This is a genomic window from Finegoldia sp. BIOML-A4 (assembly GCF_009679635.1).
Lineage (GTDB): Bacteria > Bacillota > Clostridia > Tissierellales > Peptoniphilaceae > Finegoldia > Finegoldia magna.
This window is the reverse complement of the sequence record NZ_WKZC01000003.1, coordinates 157,755-176,714: the sequence shown is the minus strand read 5'-3', so window position 1 is coordinate 176,714 and position 18,960 is coordinate 157,755. Positions and strand designations below refer to the sequence as shown.

The following is an 18,960-nucleotide window of genomic DNA, read 5'->3' as shown; positions in this document are numbered from 1 at the left end:
AAATCACCTAAAATCTCAAATACTTATCTACTTCTAGTAAAAATACAGTAGCTCCACCTACCATAACCTCTACAGGATATGATATGTAGTTAGTTCCTGGCATACTAACAGAAAGCATTGAAGTTGTAGTTTCTCTTGATTTGCAATCATTTTCAATGATTTCTAAACATTTATCTACATTTTCATCTTCAGTACCTATTAACAAAGTGCTGTTTCCTGTCTTCAAAAATCCGCCAGTTGAAGCCAACTTTGTAATTCTAAAACCAGCTTCAGTAAGATCTGCATTTAAATTATATACATCTTGATCTTGAACAATTGCAACAACTAGTTTCATAAAACATTTCTCCTTTTTAAAACTTTTATACATTGACTAAATACGTCTTCTACAGATTGAGTTGCATCAATAATTTCTATATTCTTTTCAGAATTTAGAATCTCTTTATATCCATTATATACCCTTTCATGGAAATTATTACCCTCTTTTTCAAGTCTATCTGCTGTATCCAAGGAAGATTTTCTCTTCAAAGTAGTAATAGGATCAACATCAAAAAACAAAACAAAATCAGGAAACACTCCATTTATACCAAATTCATTAATTTTTCTAACATTTTCAATTCCCAAATCTCTTCCTACACCTTGGTATGCAAGGGAAGATATAAGAAATCTATCACACAAAACAATTTTATTCTCGTTTAATGCAGGTAGAATTGTTTCTTCAACATGTTGTGCCCTAGAAGCTGCATATAACAAAGCTTCTGTTCTATAACCCATTTCGGTGTTTTCAGTATCAAGTATCAAATTCCTGATCTTTTCAGCAATGGGACTTCCACCAGGCTCTCTAGTTTTAATTACATCGTAATTATTCTCGATTAAATAATCGTAAACTTTTTGAATTATAGTCGATTTCCCACTGCCGTCAGGACCTTCAAAAGTAATAAACATATTTTATCCTATAAAAAAAGCGAGTTAACTCGCTTTATTTTTTCTATTTATTATTCTGCGTCTTCTTCTTCAGTTTCACCAACTGTTGGAACATCTGCAGATACTTCTTCATCTTCATCTTCGATTACTTCTTCTTTTGGTTCAGATAATGAACATACTGCTTCTGTTTCATCTTCAAGAACTTTTATATCAGCATTTTTGAATACATCCAAGTCTTTTACTTCGAAAGTATCACCAATTTGCATATCAATAACTGATACAACAGCTTCGTTTGGTAAGTTCTTTGGTAAACATTCGATTTCGATTTCGTCCAAGAATTGCATTAATACAGATGGTTGAACTCTGATTTCATCTCTTCCTTCTAATACAACTGGAATAGTAAAGTTTGCAACTTCTCCCATTTTGATTGCTTTGAAATCAACGTGAACATATTGATTTTTAAATGGATGCTTTTGAACTTCTCTTATGATTACAGTGTGATCTTCACCATCAACTTTAACATCGATTAAGCTTGAAGTTCCTGCCATTAAGTGAACTTTTCTTAACTCTTTTTCATCAACACATACATTAATTGGTTCTAAGTCTTTTCCGTAAATAACTCCTGGAACCATTTCTTTTACTCTTAATTTTCTAACTGCATTAGAGCCAACTTTGTCTCTTTTTTGCATATCTAATTTATAGTTAGTCATTTATTTTCCTCCTAAGTAATCTAAAATCTCTATTAATTATACCAAATAAGTGATTTCTTCGCAACAAATTTAATATTTTAGTTGATAATTTCTTACTAGACAACAAAGTAATATAAGAATAAAACAACCAATCCCGGAACTCCAAAAATACCGACAATTAACATATCAACTAAATTATACGGAATATGCATATTAAAAAAACTTAAGAAAATATTTAAAACAAAAATTCCTACAAAACCAGAAAGGGCATGCATCCCCAATTTAAAAGAAATCTTAAAGAATAACGCCAAAATCGCAACGCTAATTAATACAATAATAATTGTAGCTGTGCTCATTAAAATCAACTCCTCTTGTTTATTTAAATAAATTTTTGGGTATAAAACATTGTGAATTAGAAATGTAATTATAAGGAGGTCTATAACATGGACAAAAGACAAGAAACAACATTTGGAAACAACCCTGTAACATTATTAGGAACTAAAGTAAACGTAGGAGATAAAGCGCAAGATTTCACTTGCTTAAACGCAGAATTAAAACCAGTAAAATTATCTGATTACGATGGAAAGAAAAAATTAATTTCTGTAGTACCATCAATTGATACTGGTGTTTGCGAATTCCAAACAAAAGAATTCAACAAAAAAGCTAGTGAATTTGACAACACAATTCTATTTACAATTAGCTGTGATTTACCATTTGCACAATCAAGATTCTGTGCAGCTGAAGGAATCGACAACCTATTAGTCCTAAGCGATCACAAAGATTTAGATTTTGGTTTGAAGTATGGTTTCGTTATGGAAGAATTCCGTCTTCTTAACAGAGGTATTGTAATTTTAGATGAAAACAACGAAGTTAAATACGTTGAATACGTGAAAGAAAATACAAATCACCCTGATTACGACAAAGCTATAGAAGCCTTAAAATCACTTTAATAAATTATATCATACAAAAAATTGATAATACTTTCGAAAAGTATACAAAATATTAAAGATTAATAAACAAAAATCTCGTAACCGATTTTGTACTGCCCCCTTATTTCCGTGTCCGGATTTAAAGAGGCATTACATTTGTCGATTACGAGATTTTTTTATTTAAATTATATTTTGTATTTATTCATATTTCTACCGGCAATCATAACCGTTGATAAATTGTGAAGGAGTGCCGATGAAGTATTGGTCAATATTCCCATAACTCCTAATATTATCAAAGTTGAATTGAATCCTACGATTTGTCTATAATCAGAATCAATTCTATTTTTCATAGCTTTTGATAATTTTACAACATCAACAAGCCCTTCTAAGCTGTCTGATCCAATCGAAATATCCGAGATTTCCTTCGCAATATCTGCTCCTTGATGCATTGAAATTCCCACATCTGCGCTAGATAATGCAACAGAATCGTTAATACCATCGCCAATCATTACAACCTTATTTCCCTTTTCTTTTTCTTGCAAGATATAGTTTTGCTTATCTTCAGGTAAAACTTGTGATTGATAATAATCCAAATCCAATAGTGAAGCAACACTGTGAGCAGAATTTTCTGCATCGCCAGTTAACATCGTGATGTTTTTAAACGACAAATCTCTCAATGATTTTACAACATCACAAGCCTCATCTCTTAGAGGATCTTCGATACAAATTACAGCGATTAATCTACCGGCAAATGCCAAGTACAATAGCGAATAATCTTCTTTTAATTTATCTATAATTTGTTTTGTTTCATCATTAATTTTTATTCCCTCATCATCAAGAATAAAATGTTCAGATCCAATCAAGGCATCCTTGTCAACAATCTTAGTTCTGATTCCGTGAGCAACAATGTACTCTGGTTTAGAGTGCATTTCTTCGTGCTTCAAATTTTTATGCTTTGCGTGTTCAACCACAGCTTTAGCAATCGAATGTGGGAAATGTTCTTCCAGACAAGCCGCTATTCTTAAGCACTCATTTTCCGAAATTTTATCGAGAGCTATTACTTTTGCTACTCTTGGCTCAGATTTTGTCAACGTACCAGTTTTGTCAAACACGATTGTATTTGCTTCAGACAAGTTTTCCAAATATTTTCCGCCCTTTACAAGGATTTTTTCTTCAGATGCTTGACTAATCGCCTTCATTACGGCAATTGGAATAGTTAATTTTAATGCACATGAGAAATCCACCATTAAGAAGGACTTAGCTTTTTGAAGATTTCTTGTGAATAAATAAGTCAATGCTGTGCCTATAAATGAATACTTCACAAGACTATCAGCCGTGTTCTCAGCTTTCTTTTGAGCGAGTGACTTGTTCTTTTCACTTTCTGAAATCAAACTGATAATATGAGATAATCTTGAATCATCGTGTTTTTTCGCCGTTTCGATTAGAATAGAACCTTCTTCAATTGCAGTTCCAGCAAATACAACACTACCCGACGTTTTCTTGACAGGATTTGATTCTCCAGTGAATGAAGATTCGTTAACCATGGCAACACCCTTAATGACTTTTCCATCAACAGGAATACTATTACCCATTTCAACTTCGACAATATCTCCAATTTCAACATCTTTAATATTTTTAATGATTTTTTCGTCATTTTCAATGACAAATACATTATCTATATTCAATGCCAAAGAATGTGCCAAATTTTCCTGAGATTTTTTCATTGTATAATCTTCTATTTCTTCACCTAATCCTAACAAGAACATAATATTTGCAGCATCTGCAAACTGTCTTGTTGCAAGAGATACAGAAATAGCTGTTGCATCCAACAATTCAACATTTAGTTTTCTATTGAGTAAAGATTTAATTCCATTTTTTATAAACGGATAAGCTCTAAAGAACAATGCAACTGTTCCTATTGGAGCAGGAAGCATATATTTGAAAAAGATTCTTCGATACATCGCATTTCTCAGAATATTAAACAAATCATTTTCTGATTGTGCTTGAAAATCTACATTATCTATTGATGTATTCTCAATTGTATCCATATCTAAATCAAGAATAAACTTCGCCAATTTCGAAACACAGTTTTCATCATAACTAACAGTAATAGAATTAGTAAGAAGTGAAATCTTACATGATCTCACTCCACTAACTTCTTCTATACAATATTTAAGTTTATTAAGATTTTCTTTTTTTAAATTATCTTCATAAACAAAACGGCATCTGCCCTTTATTCTGTGGGCTATTGACGCTCTCATTATTTATTTTCTTCCTCTTTTTTATCTTCAACTTTTTCTTCAGTTTTTTCTTCTTGTTCTTCAGCTACTTTTTCGATGTCCATTTCATCGTTTTTCTTAGCTTCTTCTTTTTCTTCTCTTTCTTTTACATCTTTTGCTTCTGCAATAACATCCTCTGCAGAAACTCTAATATTTTCAACAGTTTTATCGATAGATTCTTTAACTTTTAATCCTCCAACAACTGTACTAACAGCAGCTTTTTTAGCTAGCTTTGAATTCAAAACTTTTCCACCAATAGCTCCAGCTATTATTCCTGCACCTATGCTAATTATTTTTTTGTTTATCATAATATACCTCCATAATTTTATAACTTAAAATATTTGTAAGTTTTTACATAAAATTTACAATTTCTTTATATTCTATCTCACCATTATTATACAATTTTTTTCTTAAAAATATAAGTGTTTTCTTCGATTTTTTACTTTTTAAAAAGAACTAATCTATTTGTCCTAGATTAGTTCTCATTTGTTTATATTTGATTTGTTATTTTAGCATATCCAAGATATATTCTTTTTCAACCATACCTACAGTAGATTTTATGATTTCTCCATCTTCAAATACTAATATTGTAGGAATACTCATTACTTTGTATTTTCTGGAAATTTCTTGTGCTCCATCTACATTTAGTTTACAGATTTTGATGTTTTCGTCTTTGTTTTCTTCATCAATTTCTTCAATTATTGGAGCAAGTCCTTGGCATGGTCCACACCAATCCGCATAGAAATCCACCAAAATTTTACCTTTTGCTTGAATTACTTCTTCATCAAAGTTTTCATTGTTTAAATATATCATATTTCACCTCTAATTATTGTTATCATTGTTGTCGTTGTTGTCATTATTTCTGTCATTTTGATTATTATTTTGTTCATTATCTTCAGAAGTTTGGTTGTTATTTCTCCTTTTGTCAGAATTTTCTGAGTTTTCATCATCTGAATTATCTCTGTTATTATTTGAGTTATCATTGTCTGTTTTTCTCTCAGAGTTTTCTTCTGAATTTGACGGCTCTTTTTCTTCGATGTTTTGCTTGTCGCCATCTTCTTTGTTGTTATCAGTGTTTGTTACATTTTCATCTGCAACTTTAAGGTATTCTTCCAAAGTTAGATTTTGATCGTGAAGAATTTTAGCCAAATCAATTCCAACATATCTGAAGTGCCATGGAGCAAAGCTTAAGCCTGTTATATCTTTCTTATCTTCAGGATATCTTAATACGAACCCGTATTTATAAGCATTGTCCATCAACCACTTATATTCTTTTGATTTTGAGAAATCTAATTTATATTTTAGAGTGTAATCTTCTCCTATCAAATCATAAGCAAGCCCTGTTTGATGTTCAGAAGTACCAGCTTTTACAAATTTTACATCTTCAACATCTTCTAACTTAGATTGTTGTTCGAATGATCTATAATCGCTAACACTTCTTAGTATTACACCGTCTTTGTTTGCATCATTAACCATTAAAGTAAATGATTTACGAGCGTCTTCATCAATACCTGGATCGTAATCTGATGGCAATGTGTAGTCGCTGTTTACAATCAAAACGCCTTTTATTACTTTGAATTGATTTTTGTTTTCTATATCTGACAAATCAGATTTTAAAATATATCCTTTTTTGCCATTATACACTACGTATGAGAAATCTCCTTCATCTGAGTAATACTTTACATAAGCATTGTTAGGGATTTGTTCAAGGACAGTGGATACTTTTTCGCTCTTTTCATACAAATTAGTCATTTTATTTGTCTTTGAGAACTTAACTAATGATTGAACAATCGGTTGTGGTTTTACTGGTGTTTGGTTAGTTATTGTTGTTTGTTGTTTTGGTTTTGGGTTATTTTTATTTGCAACCTTCTTAACCGCAAAAACTATTAAAAGTATCAAAACTATTGCCACGATTGCGGAAATAATTCTTCTTCTTCTCAACTTTTTCTTTCTAGCTATTCTTTTTTGTCTAGCTATTCTTTTTCTTTCCATTTCAACCATTTCTGGAGTCAAAACTATTGTTTTGCCCATGTCTTGTTCATGATTGTAACTATTTCTTTGTCGTCTCATTTCTCTACGATTTTTCTCGGCGTTTTTCTTTCTGCGCTTCATTTCGCTTTCTGAAACTCTGCCGCTTGAAAAATCGTATTTTTTATTAATATCACTGTAGCTTGATTTTCTTTTCTTGTCAGCCATATTCCACCTCTTTTATTGATGTTCTACATCCGGAGTATAATTTGGTACGATCTTTTGCAATTGTTCTACAATTACTAACTTAGAGTTTTGTTCTGTAGTTTTCTTCAAATCTACTAAGTCGTCAGATAATTTTTCTATATCGTGAACCACCGGTTCTTCTACAAATATCATATCATATTTTGTCTTACTTATATTATTAGCTTCAATCAAAGTTTCTTCATAAAGTTTTTCTCCAGGTCTAAGTCCTGTAAATTCTATCTTGATGTCTTTGTCCAATTCCAAACCTGATAACTTTATCAATTTTTTAGCCAAATCTACTATTTTAACAGGATCTCCCATATCTAACACAAATATTTCTCCACCTTCTGCCATTGCTCCAGCTTGCATAACAAGTTGACAAGCTTCAGGAATTGTCATGAAATATCTGATGATATCTTTATGAGTAACAGTAACTGGTCCACCTTCTTGAATTTGCTTTTTGAATAGTGGAATTACTGAACCATTTGATCCAAGCACGTTTCCAAATCTAACTGCCACATACTCTGTTTTAGAAATTTGATTTTTAGATTGTACTAATAGCTCACAAATTCTCTTGGTGCAACCCATTACAGATGTCGGATTAACCGCCTTATCTGTAGATATTAATACGAATTTCTTGACGTTATGAATATCGCAGCAATCTATTATATTTTTCGTCCCAAATACATTGTTCAAAACAGCTGCTTGTGGTGAATGTTCCATCAAAGGAACATGTTTGTGAGCTGCAGCGTGGAACACAACATCTGGTTTGTGAATTCCAAAAATCGCATTCATTCTATCGAAGTTTCTTATAGATTCTATAATAACATCAATTGGTGCATCAGGATCATTTCTCAAAATTTCATTTTGTATATCATAAGTAGTGTTTTCATAGATATCAATCATCACCAATTTTTTTGGTTTATATTTTAATATTTGTCTACAAAGCTCACTACCTATTGATCCACCTGCGCCAGTTACCATTACGACTTTATTGTTCAAAAATTCATTAAGAATTTCTTTATCCAATACTACTTGGTCACGTCCAAGCAAGTCTTCGATTTGAACATCTCTTAAATCTTTCAAATCAACCTTGGAATCTATAAATTCATAATAACCAGGCATTATTTTAACTTTTGCATTAAGTTTTTCGCATTCATTAAGAATTTGTTTCTTACGATCTGAATCTATAGTTGGTATCGCTAAAACAATTTCTTCAACGTTGTACTCATGTGCCTTTTTAACAATATCACTTGTGTCACCAACAACCGGAACTGAAGATATGCTTTTGTTTATTTTCGTATTATCATCGTCAAGTATACACACAGGTTTAGATTTCATTTCAGGATGATTTAGCATCTCACGAACAATCAAAACCCCAGCTGCACCTGCTCCTATTACCATTGAATTAACTTGTCCTTCGATAGTTTGTTCGACAGCTGATTTTTTATCAGTTTGAGTTCTTGCAATCATACGAACTATTAAAATCAATACAACTTCAAAAACAAGTGCAATCAAAAAGCTTGATCTTGGAAGCGTTGATTTTACCAAAATCAAAAACAATGATGAACCAACACTTGCAATAGCAGTGTACACACCAGCTTTTAAGTAGTCTTCAAATGTTGCATACCTCCACATTACCTTGTACATTTTGAAAATAAAAAGTATCAAAATTTGTATTATTGTAACTACAACTGCGTATTTAAGATAGTAACTCATGTATCTTGAGGGTACTTGTCCGTCAAATCTTAAAAGCAATCCTACAACATACGATATATTAATGATTATAGCATCTAAAATTGCCAATACTATATTTCTGTATTTATTCATTTTAACTCCTCTGACAAATATTACTTATCGTATTCATTATACCATAAATACAAGATAAAATTATTTGGAATATGACTTTTAACGTTTAAATCTCAACTCTCCAATTAAAGTTATCTTCAATCTTTCCAAATTGTAAATTAGTTAATGTTTCATAAACGTGAAGGCTAGTTTTTCCAATTTGACCATCGTTAATAATCATTTCATATTCATCATACAATAGCTTTCCAACTGGACTGATAACAGCTGCAGTTCCGGTTCCAAATATTTCTAGAAGCTCTCCATTTGTGTAATAATCTACGATATCGTCAATGGAAATTCTTTCTTCTGAAACTTCCATACCTTCGTATCTTAGTAATTCGATAACAGATTTTCTAGTTATTCCTTCCAAAATACTTCCATTAATCATTGGCGTTATAACTTTGTCTTTTAGCACAAAGAATATATTCATCGCACCGACTTCTTCGATGTATTTTCTTTCCACACCGTCTAGCCATAAAACTTGTGAATAACCTCTGTCGTGAGCAATATCTTGGCTTTTCATACTAGCAGCATAATTTCCACCAGTTTTTGCCATTCCCATTCCACCCCTAACAGCTCTTACATAGTCTTTTTCTACATAAATACTAACAGGACTCAAACCATTTTTGTAATAAGATCCGCTTGGAGAAGCTATTATGATAAGTTTGTATTCATTACTAACTTTTACTCCTAATTGTGCATCAGTTGCAATAATAAAAGGTCTGATATATAATGAGCACCCTTCTTCTTCAGGTATCCAATCTCTTTCCAAATCGACAAATTTGTACAAATATTCTAAAACTTTTTCTTCATCGATTTGTGGAATACACAATCTATCATTGCTTTTATTTAATCTTTTTAAATTTTCTAATGGTCTAAACAAATATACTTTGCCGTCATTTTTATAAGCTTTCATTCCTTCAAAAACAGTTTGTCCGTAATGAAAAACCATAGAAGAAGGATCAAGACAAATATTTTGATATGGAATTATCCTTTCATCGTGCCAACCTTTTTCTTTGTCGTAATCTATTACTAACATGTGATCTGTAAATATTTTTCCAAATCCCAATTCTTCACTATTAGAGTATTTTTGTTTTGGTGTTGTTGTTTTTTCGATTTTTAAACTCATTTATATCTCCTTATATGTAAAAAAAGCTACCATCAAGGTAGCTTAATTTTGTCTTATTCAGCACTGTATGGTAATAGTGCAACTTGTCTAGCTTTTTTGATAGCATCCGTTATTTGTCTTTGATGTTTTGCGTTTAATCCAGTTACTCTTCTTGGTAAAATCTTACCTCTTTCGCTGATATAGTTTTTAAGCATATTTACATCTTTATAATCAATAACTTTTGTTTTATCCTTTTGGAATGGATCTATCTTTTTTCTAGGTCTAAATCTTCTTTGCATATCTTTAAAACCTCCTACTATTAGAATGGAAGTTCGTCAATATCAGTCGGAACTGCATTGTCTCCCATTCCGAAATCGTCATTACTCTTATGAATATCGTTTGAATTTTGGAAATTGTTGTTTTGGAAAGAATTATTGTTGAATGATTGGTTATTGTTGTAACCTTGATAGTTACCTGAATTTGGTTGTGAATTACTTGATTCAACAAAATCAAATTGATCGACAATTACATCAGTTGTATAAATTCTTTGTCCTTGTTGGTTTTCATAAGATCCCGTTTGAATGTGACCTGTAATAGCAATTCTATTTCCTTTGTGGAAATATTGTCCAATAACTTCTGCAGTCCTTCCAAAAGCAACGCAATTGATAAAATCCGCAGTTGGTTGATTGTTGTTTTCAGCTTCCATTCTTTTTTCTTTAGATAATCTTCTATCTACAGCAACACTAAATCTAGCGTTAGCTAATTGAGTATTCGCTGAATATCTCACTTCAGGGTCTCTTGTCAATCTACCCATCAAACTAACATTATTCAAAACATTTCCTCCTCTTACGATTATTGTTCGTCTACTCTAACAACCATGTATCTAATGATTTGGTCGAATAATCTACATCTTCTTTCGATTTCCTTAACAAATTGTGGATCTAAATCGAAGTTTACAATATAATAGTATCCTTCTTTAATGTAGTTAATTTCATAAGCTAATTTTCTTTTTCCCCAATCGTGAACTTCTTCAAGTTTACCATTTTCGTCAATTACTTGTTGAATTCTTGAGAATACAGTATTTCTGTCTTCTTCTGATAATTCTGGCTTAAAGATTAGCACTAATTCATATTTATTCATATGACACCTCCTTGTGGTCTATTTGGCCCCTATCCGGAGCAAGGATTTACCTATATATATTACCATAATCTTCTAACAATTACAACAAATTCTCAAAATATTTTTTAGTTTTTTGATTTGCTAGAATGGCTTTATCTATTATAATATAAATATGAAATTCATTTTAAGGAGGCATCTTATGGAAAAGAAATTTATACCAGAAGTAAAATCTAATTTGAGACACAGAATGGTACATATTCCAGAAGCTATGTACAAAGCATCTGGCATAACAGTTTTAGGAAAAAGAATAAAAACTCTTGTCTTCACAACAGACATTGCAATAATTAATAATACAAATGGCCACGCAATAATGGCAGTATATCCTTTCACACCAACATTATCAATCACAAATGCTATTATAATGTCTTCAAGTCTTCCAGTTTTTGCTGGAGTAGGTGGTGGAATTACATCTGGAATTAGAAGTGTAAATATGGCATTACAAGCAGAGATGTTAGGAGCTTACGGAGTAATCGTAAATGCTCCAATGAAAAACGAAACTATTGTTCAGATGAAAAAAGTTTTAGACATACCTATCGTCGCTACAATAGTATCTTCATATGATGATATCGAAGGAAAAATTAATTCTGGTGCAGATATTTTAAATGTATCTGGTGGAAAGAAAACTGCATTTTTAGTTGAAGAAATTAGAAAAAAAGTTGGATATGAATTTCCAATAATTGCAACAGGCGGTGATAATGAGCAAAATGTTATCGATACGATCAATGCTGGAGCAAATGCTTTAAGTTATACTCCCCCAACATCAGCAGAAATTTTCCACGAAGTAATGGCAAATTACAGACAAGACATGAGAGAAAAGCAAGATGAGTAGAAGCATAGATACAAAAGAACTCATAAAAATTGCTTTATTTAGTGCGCTAATAATAATTGGATCTTATATAATAATTCCACTATTTCCAGTTCCGATTTCGTTGCAGAGTTTGTTCGCAATAGCATCTGGATATTATTTAAGTAAAAAATACGCGAACATGTCAGTTTTATTGTATATTGTATTAGGGCTTATTGGTCTTCCTGTTTTTGCGGGAGGAAAGGGCGGAATGCAGACAATATTTTCACCGAGTTTTGGTTATGTAATAGGATTTTTGGCACAAACTTTTTATGTAAAATTCAAAGACCGCAACCTGTCACAATTAAACCTTTTTATTATGTTCATGGTGTCATCACTTATAATTTACGCTTTTGGTGTGATATACATGGGAATATTTTTCAAATTATCTAATAAACAATTCGACCTATGGAAATTGTTATTCACTGGAATGATAGTCTTCTTACCTGGAGATATGTTAAAAGCATTAGTGTTTAGTTTTGTTACGAAAAGAGTAGAAAAATACATTTAAAAAAGCCATACAAGTTTGATATTAAAATCAAATTTGTATGACTTTTTTTATTCTGTAATTTCTTTTAATTTTCCAAATATTTTGTAGTCCACATTTTTAAGCTCATTGATGTTTTTTGCTCCGAGCATTACCATAAGCATTTTTAATTTATAAATCAAGCTATCTAAAAATTCCTTAGCAAATTCATAACCACCATGCATTAAATAAGACAATACTTCGCCACTCATCGCTGTCATATCTGCACCAAGGACTAATGCTTTTACAATATCAATTGATGTTTTTATCCCACCACTTGCAATCAAAAACAAATCGTCAGGTTTATCTTGCATGTCCAATAAAATCTTCGCCGTAGGAATTCCCCAACAGTAAAATTCAGAAAATTCCATATCGAATCTTCTATTATCTTCTATTTCAGAAAAATTTGTTCCACCAAAACCAGCAATATCAATGTATCTAACACCCAAATCGTATAATTCATAGATTGTTTTTTTGTTCATTCCGTAACCTACTTCTTTTACGATTATAGGCACATCTACATTTTCTACTATATTTTTAATGTTATCTTTTATTCCGGAAAATTCTCGGTCTCCTTCTTCCATAATCAATTCTTGAATTGGATTCAAGTGAAGGCCAAACATATCAGAGTCTATCATCTCAATTGCTTTTTGAACTGATTCCAAGCTTTCTCTTGCAGAAAGATTTCCTATTACGATGTTTTCGTTCTTAATCAAATTTTCACGTACAAGTTCAAAACTTTCAATCGCTTCATCTTCCACAAGAGCAATTTTTTGACTGCCAACTGCCATTGGAATGTTGAATGTTTTACACAATCTAGCCAAATCTTCATTGATGTCACAGCAGGAATCTCCACCACCAGTCATGGCGTTTATCATAAAAGGATAGTCGATTTTCTTGCCGTTAAATTCCATCGACAAATCGACATCATTCAAATCTAATTCTGGTAGTGATGTATGCTCCAAATAAACACAATCAAATAAATTGTTTCCCTTGTATTCTGATTTTAAATAGTTTTCAATGTGTTCTTGCTTTCTTTCCACAAAAATACCTCCCAAAAACAAAACCGCTAACTATTTTGAGATTCTTCCTCATCTTCTTTTCTGTCATTATCATTAGTGGTTTGATCATCCAGTTTGTATTCAGCAAATAATCTGTCTACAATTTCTGGTAATTGTTCTTCATCCGCCATATACCAACTAATTCCATCATCTTTATAATCTCCAGGTAGTATATAGCTATGTATTTTGCTAGATGAAAAGTTAGGAATTTTTGTAAGATAAGCCGTCATATCTCCCAATGGAATATTCGTTTTAACATCTCTTTTGAATATTTCAATCATTTTTGGCATTTTAGTAATATTTGCTGGACTCAATAATTGATCCATCAATGTTTTTATAAAATAATGTTGATTTTCAATTCTCGCTTCATCTGATCCACCTAATGGATGACGTGCCCTCACATATTGCAACGCTTCATCTCCGTTTAGTTTTGATTTCCCTTTTGGGATACGGATATGTCTTGATTCGACAACTATTTCAGCTGGTGAATCAACTTCAACTCCACCCATAGCATCTACGATGTGTTCAACACTATCAAAATCAACTTCAACGTAATAATCCAAATCTATTCCCAATAAATCTCTCAACGCTTTTAAAGATCCTTTTGCTCCTTCATAAGCATGAGCTGCATTTACTTTGTGAATATTTCCATTCAATCTAATTTGAGTATCTCTTGGCACAGACAGTATATCCACATTACCAGAATTAAAGTTAACTTTGCAAACCATTATAGTATCAGATCTTTGATGATCTGTTGTGCTTACTTCTTTGTCAATTCCTAATAGGACAAACAAAAATTCATCCGGTATATTTTGTTCAATTACATTGTTTTTTCCTAATTCATCGCCTTTAATATCAGAGCCAGTTGTTTTTAAGCTTCCTAAAAATTTACCAGCACCGAAATAAACTCCCAAAAATAGTGCTAGCGAAATAAAAAAGACAATAACAGCTCTTTTTTTCATTCTTTCCTCCAATTACTTTCTTAATGAACAAAGCACTCGGATTCACCGGTGCTTTGCCATAACACTTATTTAATTATATCAAAAACAATGAAAATTTACACTAATTTTGATTTTTTGTAAGTTTTAATTATTAATTTTCTCCTTTGCTTGTGAAAGCATAAGTTTAATTCTATTAATTTGATTTACTTCACTTGCGCCAGGATCGTAGTCAATTGGAATTATGTTTGCTTGTGGATACAATTGTCTAATTCTCTTAATGACTCCTTTTCCTGTGATATGGTTTGGAAGACAACCAAATGGTTGGATACATACAATATTGTTAGCATTGATATGAATTAATTCTATCATTTCTGCAGTCAACAACCATCCTTCACCGTATTGATTTCCAAGCGATACAACTTCTTGTGCGTAATCTTCCAGTTCTTGTATCTTAAGCGGATGAGTAAACTTCGATTTGATTAATTGGTTTCTGATGTATTTTCTGTAATGTTCAATCAAATTTACTCCCATATTGCACATGAATCCTGTGAATTTGGATTTGGATAAGAAGTTTCCCTTATGGTATTCATTTCTCAAGCAATAAAGTACAAAATCTGTCAAATCAGGCATTACAACTTCGCAGCCTTCTTTTTCCAATAAATCTTGCAAATTATTATTGGCTTGAGGAAGATATTTTACGAGAATTTCTCCTACAATACCAACTTTTGGTTTTTGTATATCTAATAATTCTATTTTTGAAAAATCTTCAATAATTTCATCGACAGTTTGTCTAAATAGTTTTGAACTTGATTTCAAAACTCTATTTTGACATTCTTCAATCCATTTTTGTTTTAAAGTATCAGTTTCTTTTTCCTTTTCGTAGGCTCTTGTGAAGTTTGATAATCTCATTATCAAGTCCCCATATAATACTGCAACAATCATTTTTTGTAATACTAATGGAGAAAGGTTAAAGCCTTCGTTTGTTTCTATATTTTGCCAAGAAATAGCAATTACAGGAATATTTTCATATCCCGCTTCTTTTAATGCTTTTCTTATGAAACCAACATAGTTACTTGCTCTACATGCTCCACCAGTCTGACTCATTAACAAAGCTAGTTTGTTAGTGTCATATCTACCAGAATTTATAGCTTCCATCATTTGTCCTACAACAGTTATAGATGGATAACAAGCGTCGTTGTTTACATATTTTAATCCCTCGTCGATCACTTTTGAATTAACATCTCTTAAAAATTCCACTTTGTAGCCATTATCTTTGAATAAAGATTCCATTATTTCAAAGTGATCTGGCGCCATTTGTGGTGCTAGGATCGTGTATTCTTCTTTCATTTTCTTAGTGAATTCGACTTTTTCTACGTGATATGATTTTTTAACATTTGGAACGAAGTTTTTCTTTTCAAGTGCTTGTATCAATGATCTTATTCTGATTTTAACGGCACCTAAGTTACTAATTTCATCGATTTTTAATACAGTGTAGATTTTCCCTTTAGCAGACAATATTTCATTAACTTGGTCTGTAGTTACAGCGTCTATTCCGCAACCGAATGAATTAAGTTGAACCATTTCCAAATCTTCACTGTTTCCAACAATTTCTGCTGCTCTGTAAAGTCTGGAGTGATATACCCATTGATCCAATACTCTCAAATCGCTATCAACGTCATCATCATAATCAATTATAGAATCTTCTGATAAAACTCCAAGACCTAATGAAGTAATCAGTTCAGGAATTCCATGATTTATTTCTGAATCGACATGATATGGTCTACCAGCTAACACAATTGCTTTTTTGCCCATTTCACGAATTTTGGACAAAGCTTTCTTCCCTTCAACCTTTACATCTTTTCTGTATTTTTCAAGTTCATCCCACGCTCTATCAACGCTGTTTGAAATGTCCTTATCAGAAAGTCCTAGCTCTTTTAATTCGTCGATAAGTCTTGTTTTTAATTTGTTTTTGTCTTGGAATGATATAAATGGGTTGAAATACTTCGTGTTTTTCAATCCATCGACATTATTTTTAATAACTTCCGGATATCCAGTAACTACTGGACAGTTAATGTGATTATTCGCCTTATCGTATTCTTGTTTTTCAAAAAATACCGAAGGATAGAATATCATATCAACATTTTTTTCTAATAAATCTTCAATGTGACCGTGAACTAATTTTGCAGGATAACAACATGTTTCACTTGTAATCGAAGAAATGCCTTTTTCGTAAATTTCTCTTGATGATTTAGAAGACAACACAACTCTGTATCCTAAATTCGTGAAGAATGTATGCCAGAAAGGATAATTTTCGTACATATTCAACACTCTAGGAATTCCTACAGTCGCTCTTGCTTTATCTTCTGGAATGCTCTTATATCCAAATAATCTTTTGTTTTTATAATCGTACATATTTGGAAGCTTGTCTTTTTTATCCAGACTAATTCCAGCTCCTCTTTCACATCTATTTCCAGTAACAAATTTTTTGCCATTTGCAAATTTGTTGATAGTTAATTTGCAATGGTTAGAACAATATTTACATTCTGCTTGTTCTTGAGTGTATTCAAATTTTTCAAGTTCGTCTTCAGATAAAATCGTAGAATATCCTGTTGATTTTTCTTTTGCAATCAAAGCCATTCCCATAGCTCCCATAAGTCCAGAAATATTTGGTCTTGTAGGAACTTTACCTGTAATTTTTTCGAAAGCTCTTAGTATCGCATCCCCGTAGAATGTACCACCTTGAACTACGATATGTTCACCTAACTTTGATGGATCTCTAAGTTTTATAACTTTTTGGATTGCGTTTTTGATTACTGAATAACATAAACCCGCTGCAATATCACTGACACTAGCGCCTTCTTTTTGCGCTTGTTTTACTTTCGAATTCATAAATACTGTACATCTTGAACCTAAATCTACAGGATTTTTTGATTCAAGTGCTTTTTGTTGAAATTCTTGTACGGATAAATTTAAACTGTGAGCAAATGTTTCAATAAATGATCCACAACCAGAAGAACATGCTTCATTTAATTGAATGGAATCAATTATTCCATCATTCACATGCATAGCTTTCATATCTTGACCACCAATATCCAAAACAAAATCAACATCTGGATCAAAATATCTTGCAGCAGTCAAATGCGCTATTGTCTCTACTTCACCAAAATCGACCGATAAAGCTTGTTTTATAAAATCTTCACCATAACCTGTTATACCACTACTTGCAATTTTTTGGTTATCATTTAGTTTAGAATAAATTACAGATAATTGTTCCTTAACTAAATCAAGTGGATTTCCTTGGTTATTCGCATAAAAATCGTAAACAATGTTGCAATCTTCATCAATTACTACAATTTTACTAGTAGTTGAGCCCGCATCAATCCCCAAATACAAGTTTCCTTGTACTTCGTCAAGATTTTTGAATTTCACGTTTGATTTCTTGTGATTTTCGTAAAATTCTTCTTTTTCATTCTCATTTTTAAATAACGGCTCAAGTATTAACTCATCACTAATTTCTTGTTTTTTGTCATAAGATCTGTTCAACAAATCCTCATACTTAACAACTTCTCCATCCATTGATGCAATAGCTGCTCCTAATGCCACAAATACTTGAGCATTTTCAGGACTGTAGAATGTGTTGACACCATCATCTAGTGTCGTGATAAATCTATTTCTTAATTCTGATAAGAAATAAAGTGGTCCACCCAAAAATACGATATTTCCTTCAATAGGTCTACCACAAGCAAGATTTGATATTGTTTGATTGACAACAGATTGGAATACACTAACTGCCATGTCTTCTTTTGTTGCGCCTTGGTTAATCAAAGCTTGAATGTCAGTTTTTGCATATACACCGCATCTACTTGCAATCGAAAATATTTTCTTGTAATCTTTGGCTAATTCGTTAAGACCAGATGCATCCGTCTTTAACAAAGCTGCCATTTGGTCTATGAATGCTCCAGTTCCACCTGCGCAGATGGAGTTCATTCTTTGTTCTACGTTTCCTTTTAGATAAGTTATCTTACTGTCTTCTCCCCCAAGCTCAATACACACATCGGCATTAGGGATATATTTTTTAATAGCTGTAGTTCCAGCCACAACTTCTTGTATAAATTCGATATTTAGATTATCTTCAACATACATTCCGCCACTTCCAGTGACCATAATTGTACAATCGCTGTTTTTGAACTCTGGATGTGAATCGTATGCTTGTTTAAGAACATTTTTGGCAGTTTCTTCTATGTCAGAACGATGTCTAGTGTATTCTTGAAATAAAATTTCGTAGTTTTCATTTATAACGACAAGCTTGACAGTAGTTGAACCTACATCTAATCCCATGTGGATTTTCATTGTGCTATTCCCTCCATATTCCTATACTAAGTAAGTATATTTCAAAAGCACAAAAACTTCAATAAATTTTT

General features: G+C 31.9%; 19 protein-coding genes. 3 read left to right on the top strand and 16 right to left on the bottom strand.

Features of this window, described 5'->3' with window-relative positions; genetic code table 11:
• Positions 1–7 precede the first annotated feature (7 nt).
• The 4 genes from GKG01_RS04260 to GKG01_RS04245 form a co-directional block, all read right to left on the bottom strand.
• Positions 8–334, bottom strand: a complete 327-nt coding sequence (locus GKG01_RS04260; RefSeq protein WP_002837271.1) for a cyclic-di-AMP receptor — start codon at positions 332–334, stop codon at positions 8–10.
• Positions 331–942: a dTMP kinase gene (gene tmk, locus GKG01_RS04255; RefSeq protein WP_154271606.1), complete on the bottom strand. Its 612-nt coding sequence runs from the start codon at positions 940–942 to the stop codon at positions 331–333. The genes GKG01_RS04260 and tmk overlap by 4 nt, the downstream gene beginning before the upstream one ends.
• Positions 943–992: 50 nt before the next feature.
• The gene (locus tag GKG01_RS04250; RefSeq protein ID WP_094205999.1) at positions 993–1,631 is read right to left on the bottom strand and encodes a 50S ribosomal protein L25; all 639 of its coding nucleotides are present in this window, start codon (positions 1,629–1,631) and stop codon (positions 993–995) included.
• 95 nt (positions 1,632–1,726) lie between these two features.
• Positions 1,727–1,966: a pro-sigmaK processing inhibitor BofA family protein gene (locus tag GKG01_RS04245; RefSeq protein WP_154271605.1), complete on the bottom strand. Its 240-nt coding sequence runs from the start codon at positions 1,964–1,966 to the stop codon at positions 1,727–1,729.
• An 87-nt stretch (positions 1,967–2,053) separates the two neighbouring features.
• On the opposite strand from GKG01_RS04245, the gene tpx reads away from it, so the two are divergent.
• A complete protein-coding gene (tpx, locus tag GKG01_RS04240; protein WP_094224926.1) occupies positions 2,054–2,560 on the top strand; it encodes a thiol peroxidase in 507 nt (168 codons plus the stop codon).
• 164 nt (positions 2,561–2,724) lie between these two features.
• Here the strand turns inward: tpx and GKG01_RS04235 are convergent, their stop codons facing one another.
• The 9 genes from GKG01_RS04235 to rpsF form a co-directional block, all read right to left on the bottom strand.
• Positions 2,725–4,800: a heavy metal translocating P-type ATPase gene (locus GKG01_RS04235; RefSeq protein ID WP_154271604.1), complete on the bottom strand. Its 2,076-nt coding sequence runs from the start codon at positions 4,798–4,800 to the stop codon at positions 2,725–2,727.
• A complete protein-coding gene (locus GKG01_RS04230) occupies positions 4,800–5,126 on the bottom strand; it encodes a DUF6110 family protein (RefSeq protein WP_102163629.1) in 327 nt (108 codons plus the stop codon). The genes GKG01_RS04235 and GKG01_RS04230 overlap by 1 nt, the downstream gene beginning before the upstream one ends.
• 196 nt (positions 5,127–5,322) lie before the next feature.
• Positions 5,323–5,631 carry a thioredoxin gene (trxA, locus tag GKG01_RS04225; protein ID WP_002835037.1) on the bottom strand — a complete coding sequence of 103 codons (309 nt, stop codon included), beginning with the start codon at positions 5,629–5,631 and terminating at the stop codon, positions 5,323–5,325.
• Positions 5,632–5,640: 9 nt separating this feature from the next.
• Positions 5,641–7,014 (bottom strand): M15 family metallopeptidase, encoded by a 1,374-nt coding sequence (locus tag GKG01_RS04220; protein ID WP_154271603.1) that lies wholly within the window; start codon positions 7,012–7,014, stop codon positions 5,641–5,643.
• Between the two features lie 12 nt (positions 7,015–7,026).
• Complete coding sequence (locus GKG01_RS04215; protein ID WP_154271602.1) at positions 7,027–8,862, bottom strand: nucleoside-diphosphate sugar epimerase/dehydratase; 1,836 nt, start codon at positions 8,860–8,862, stop codon at positions 7,027–7,029.
• A gap of 85 nt (positions 8,863–8,947) precedes the next feature.
• A complete protein-coding gene (locus GKG01_RS04210; RefSeq protein ID WP_154271601.1) occupies positions 8,948–10,009 on the bottom strand; it encodes a branched-chain amino acid aminotransferase in 1,062 nt (353 codons plus the stop codon).
• A 53-nt stretch (positions 10,010–10,062) separates the two neighbouring features.
• Positions 10,063–10,287, bottom strand: coding sequence for a 30S ribosomal protein S18 (gene rpsR, locus GKG01_RS04205; RefSeq protein WP_002835041.1), 225 nt, complete (start codon positions 10,285–10,287; stop codon positions 10,063–10,065).
• Between the two features lie 20 nt (positions 10,288–10,307).
• Positions 10,308–10,820: a single-stranded DNA-binding protein gene (locus GKG01_RS04200; RefSeq protein ID WP_002835042.1), complete on the bottom strand. Its 513-nt coding sequence runs from the start codon at positions 10,818–10,820 to the stop codon at positions 10,308–10,310.
• A 20-nt stretch (positions 10,821–10,840) separates the two neighbouring features.
• Positions 10,841–11,128: a 30S ribosomal protein S6 gene (gene rpsF / locus GKG01_RS04195; protein ID WP_002835043.1), complete on the bottom strand. Its 288-nt coding sequence runs from the start codon at positions 11,126–11,128 to the stop codon at positions 10,841–10,843.
• Between the two features lie 178 nt (positions 11,129–11,306).
• On the opposite strand from rpsF, the gene GKG01_RS04190 reads away from it, so the two are divergent.
• Entirely contained in the window at positions 11,307–11,996 is a 690-nt protein-coding gene (locus tag GKG01_RS04190) for a hydrolase (protein WP_154271600.1), read from the top strand.
• Positions 11,989–12,522, top strand: coding sequence for a biotin transporter BioY (locus tag GKG01_RS04185; RefSeq protein ID WP_154271599.1), 534 nt, complete (start codon positions 11,989–11,991; stop codon positions 12,520–12,522). The genes GKG01_RS04190 and GKG01_RS04185 overlap by 8 nt, the downstream gene beginning before the upstream one ends.
• Before the next feature lie 47 nt (positions 12,523–12,569).
• Here the strand turns inward: GKG01_RS04185 and fni are convergent, their stop codons facing one another.
• The 3 genes from fni to GKG01_RS04170 all read right to left on the bottom strand — a co-directional run bounded on the left by fni (position 12,570) and on the right by GKG01_RS04170 (position 18,889).
• Positions 12,570–13,580 carry a type 2 isopentenyl-diphosphate Delta-isomerase gene (gene fni, locus GKG01_RS04180; protein ID WP_172975092.1) on the bottom strand — a complete coding sequence of 337 codons (1,011 nt, stop codon included), beginning with the start codon at positions 13,578–13,580 and terminating at the stop codon, positions 12,570–12,572.
• 26 nt (positions 13,581–13,606) lie between these two features.
• The gene (locus GKG01_RS04175) at positions 13,607–14,560 is read right to left on the bottom strand and encodes an LCP family protein (RefSeq protein WP_154271597.1); all 954 of its coding nucleotides are present in this window, start codon (positions 14,558–14,560) and stop codon (positions 13,607–13,609) included.
• A gap of 123 nt (positions 14,561–14,683) precedes the next feature.
• Positions 14,684–18,889 (bottom strand): acyl-CoA dehydratase activase-related protein, encoded by a 4,206-nt coding sequence (locus tag GKG01_RS04170; RefSeq protein WP_154271596.1) that lies wholly within the window; start codon positions 18,887–18,889, stop codon positions 14,684–14,686.
• Positions 18,890–18,960: the final 71 nt, after the last annotated feature.

What these genes read in the sequence shown, in the direction of transcription:
- GKG01_RS04260 (WP_002837271.1), bottom strand. Translation starts at nt 334, where the DNA reads ATGAAACTAGTTGTTGCAATTGTTCAAGATCAAGATGTATATAATTTA.
- tmk (WP_154271606.1), bottom strand. Translation starts at nt 942, where the DNA reads ATGTTTATTACTTTTGAAGGTCCTGACGGCAGTGGGAAATCGACTATA.
- GKG01_RS04250 (WP_094205999.1), bottom strand. Translation starts at nt 1,631, where the DNA reads ATGACTAACTATAAATTAGATATGCAAAAAAGAGACAAAGTTGGCTCT.
- GKG01_RS04245 (WP_154271605.1), bottom strand. Translation starts at nt 1,966, where the DNA reads ATGAGCACAGCTACAATTATTATTGTATTAATTAGCGTTGCGATTTTG.
- tpx (WP_094224926.1), top strand. Translation starts at nt 2,054, where the DNA reads ATGGACAAAAGACAAGAAACAACATTTGGAAACAACCCTGTAACATTA.
- GKG01_RS04235 (WP_154271604.1), bottom strand. Translation starts at nt 4,800, where the DNA reads ATGAGAGCGTCAATAGCCCACAGAATAAAGGGCAGATGCCGTTTTGTT.
- GKG01_RS04230 (WP_102163629.1), bottom strand. Translation starts at nt 5,126, where the DNA reads ATGATAAACAAAAAAATAATTAGCATAGGTGCAGGAATAATAGCTGGA.
- trxA (WP_002835037.1), bottom strand. Translation starts at nt 5,631, where the DNA reads ATGATATATTTAAACAATGAAAACTTTGATGAAGAAGTAATTCAAGCA.
- GKG01_RS04220 (WP_154271603.1), bottom strand. Translation starts at nt 7,014, where the DNA reads ATGGCTGACAAGAAAAGAAAATCAAGCTACAGTGATATTAATAAAAAA.
- GKG01_RS04215 (WP_154271602.1), bottom strand. Translation starts at nt 8,862, where the DNA reads ATGAATAAATACAGAAATATAGTATTGGCAATTTTAGATGCTATAATC.
- GKG01_RS04210 (WP_154271601.1), bottom strand. Translation starts at nt 10,009, where the DNA reads ATGAGTTTAAAAATCGAAAAAACAACAACACCAAAACAAAAATACTCT.
- rpsR (WP_002835041.1), bottom strand. Translation starts at nt 10,287, where the DNA reads ATGCAAAGAAGATTTAGACCTAGAAAAAAGATAGATCCATTCCAAAAG.
- rpsF (WP_002835043.1), bottom strand. Translation starts at nt 11,128, where the DNA reads ATGAATAAATATGAATTAGTGCTAATCTTTAAGCCAGAATTATCAGAA.
- GKG01_RS04190 (WP_154271600.1), top strand. Translation starts at nt 11,307, where the DNA reads ATGGAAAAGAAATTTATACCAGAAGTAAAATCTAATTTGAGACACAGA.
- GKG01_RS04185 (WP_154271599.1), top strand. Translation starts at nt 11,989, where the DNA reads ATGAGTAGAAGCATAGATACAAAAGAACTCATAAAAATTGCTTTATTT.
- GKG01_RS04175 (WP_154271597.1), bottom strand. Translation starts at nt 14,560, where the DNA reads ATGAAAAAAAGAGCTGTTATTGTCTTTTTTATTTCGCTAGCACTATTT.
- GKG01_RS04170 (WP_154271596.1), bottom strand. Translation starts at nt 18,889, where the DNA reads ATGAAAATCCACATGGGATTAGATGTAGGTTCAACTACTGTCAAGCTT.